Below are 2537 nucleotides of genomic sequence, written 5' to 3' on the forward strand. Positions count from 1 at the left end.
CCCGGGGCGCCGGCTCGCGCGCCGGCGGCCCGGCCCGCCGCCCCGCCGGGGGCCCCGCCCCCCCGGGGGGGCGCGGGGCGGGGGCGCGGCGCCAGGAGCACCAGGAGCGCCGCCACGGCCAGGGCGCTCGCGCCGACCCACAGGGCGGGGGTCAGCCCATCGGTGAACTCGCTGGGCGAGCCGTACCCGCCGCGGGCGCTGAAGACCGAGGCCAGCAGGGCCACGCCGATCGTGCCGCCGGTCTCGCGGAGCGCGTTGCTGGCGCCGGAGGCGATGCCCTGTTCGGTGGGGCGTACGGAGTTCATCACCAGGGCCGCGACCGGCGCGAAGAACAGCGCCATGCCGGCGCCGCTGACGGCGAAGGCCGGCACCTGGGCCGCGTAACCGACCTCGGGCGCGGCGATCACGGCCTGCCAGCCGAGGCCGATCGCCATCAGCACCAGGCCGGTCGCGACGATGTACCGCCCGTCGATCCGGTCCGCGAGGGCGCCGGCCAGCGGCGCGACGAGCATCGGCATCGCCGTCCACGGCAGCATCCGCACCCCGGCCTCCAGCGGCGAATAGCCCTGGATGAGCTGGAGGAACTGGGTGAGCAGGAAGATCGAGCCGAACATGCCGAGGTACATCAGCAGCCCCGCCGCGTTGACCAGGCTGAACATCCGGGAGCGGAAGAGCCGCATGGGCAGCATCGGGGCGTCGGTGTGCAGTTCCCACCGGACGAACGCCACGAGGAGGGCGACGCCGAGCCCGAACCCGGCCAGTACGGGAGCGCTGCTCCAGCCGTCGATGTTGCCCTGGATCAGCGCGAAGACCACGCCCAGCAGGCCGAGGCTGGCCAGCACGGTGCCCACGACGTCGAGCCGGTCGGCCGGGCCGTGGCTCTCCGCCAGCCGCAGCCGGGACAGCGGCAGCAGCAGGACGCCGATCGGCACGTTCAACCAGAAGATCCACTGCCAGGACATGTGCTCCACCACGGCGCCGCCGATCAGCGGGCCGGCGGCGACCGCGAGCCCGTTGACCGCGCCCCAGATGCCGTACGCCATGCCGCGCCGCTCCGGCGGCACCGCGCCGGCCAGCAGGGTCAGGCTGAGCGGCATCAGCAGCGCGGCCCCCACACCCTGGGCGGCGCGCGCGGCGATCAGGGCGCCGATCTCCGGGGAGAGCGCAGCCGCCGCGGACGACGCGGTGAACAGGGCGATGCCGACGAGGAACATGCGCCGGCGCCCGAAGCGGTCCCCGAGCGCCGCACCGAGCATGAGCAGCACGGCGAAGCTCAGCGTGTACGCGTTGACGGTCCATTCCAGCTCTTCGAGCCCGCCGCCGAGGTCCTTGCCTATGTCCGGGATGGCGGTGGTGACGATGAGGTTGTCCAGCGCCGCCATGAAGCCGGCGATGCTGGTGATGATCAGGGTCCAGACGGCGGTGGCCCGGCTGCCGGGCCGTTCGGTCTGCATCACGCTCTCCTAGATTAGTTATTACTCACTAAGTTTCTGGGTCAAAAAAACACGCCCTACGCAGCCGCCAGCACGACATCCCGCCAACGCCCCGGGCGACGCCCGACAAGTGACGAACCCCACCGCGACGCCCCGCGGGCGAGCACGTCCGACCGGCCCCGCAGGCCACCACCGCCCCACATCCGACGCGACACCCGCCCCCTATTCGGCCCGTAGCGCCCTCACTCGGCGCCGGGCCCGTCCGGACCTTCGCCGGCGGAGGCGTCCGGCGGGCCGTCCACCGCCGCTTCTGCCGCGGCCGTGGCGGCGGCCTTGCTGTACTCGTCGAACGTCGCCCAGCACTGGTTGTCACCCGGCACACCCAGCGCGACCAGCACGTTGATGAGCATGCCGCGCGAGAAGAACTCTTCGAGCGCCTCCTCGGACGCGCCGCTCAGCCCTCGGACGACCTCCCACAGGTCCATCCAGCCCTGCCGTACGTACGTGACGATCGCCTCGTCGTCCGTGCCGCCGGCCGTCACGTAGAGCTGCATCTGCATGAGCAGCAACTCGCGGTCGACGATCAGCTTGGAGTACGCCTCGCCCATCGCCGCCAGCGCCTCTTCCCCGCGCAGTCCCTCCGCGGCGCGCACGAGGGCGTCCGTGGTCCGCTGGAAGCAGAGTTCGGCGGCGGCCTGGAAGAGCGCCTTCTTGTTGGGGAAGAGCCGGAAGAGATACGGCTGGGAAACCCCGACCCGTCGCGCGATGGCCTCGGTCGACGTGCCGCTGTACCCACCCTTGGCGAACTCCGACATCGCCACGCGAACGGCGACCGTACGTCGCTCGTCCGCACTCATCCGGGGTGTGGAGTGCGCCATGCGGGCTAAGTTATTACTCAATAACTTACGCGTCAAGGCGCCGGCGCCCACCCCGACGCACCGCCCCCGGCGACTGCCGCAGGATGCCCGAGGCCCCGCCGACACAGCACGACGCCCCCGGCCACGCGCTGGCGGAACCAGGCGCGGCCGGGGGCGGGGCTGGGCGGTTGACCTGCGGCGCGGCCGGGGGGGGGGGGGGGGGGGGGGGGGGGGGGGGGGGGGGGGG

Annotated in this window: 2 protein-coding genes; both read right to left on the reverse strand. The window is 73.1% G+C overall.

The annotated features are described in order from the left end of the window. Positions 1–1454 (reverse strand): DHA2 family efflux MFS transporter permease subunit (locus AAHZ94_RS32485; RefSeq protein WP_349997297.1); only part of this gene is annotated, 1454 nt, incomplete at its 3' end. Positions 1455–1675: 221 nt separating this feature from the next. Beyond that, positions 1676–2311, reverse strand: a complete 636-nt coding sequence (locus AAHZ94_RS32490; protein ID WP_349997298.1) for a TetR/AcrR family transcriptional regulator — start codon at positions 2309–2311, stop codon at positions 1676–1678. Between the last annotated feature and the right edge of the window lie 226 nt (positions 2312–2537).

It is taken from the genome of Streptomyces sp. HSW2009 (assembly GCF_040240285.1).
Lineage (GTDB): Bacteria > Actinomycetota > Actinomycetes > Streptomycetales > Streptomycetaceae > Streptomyces.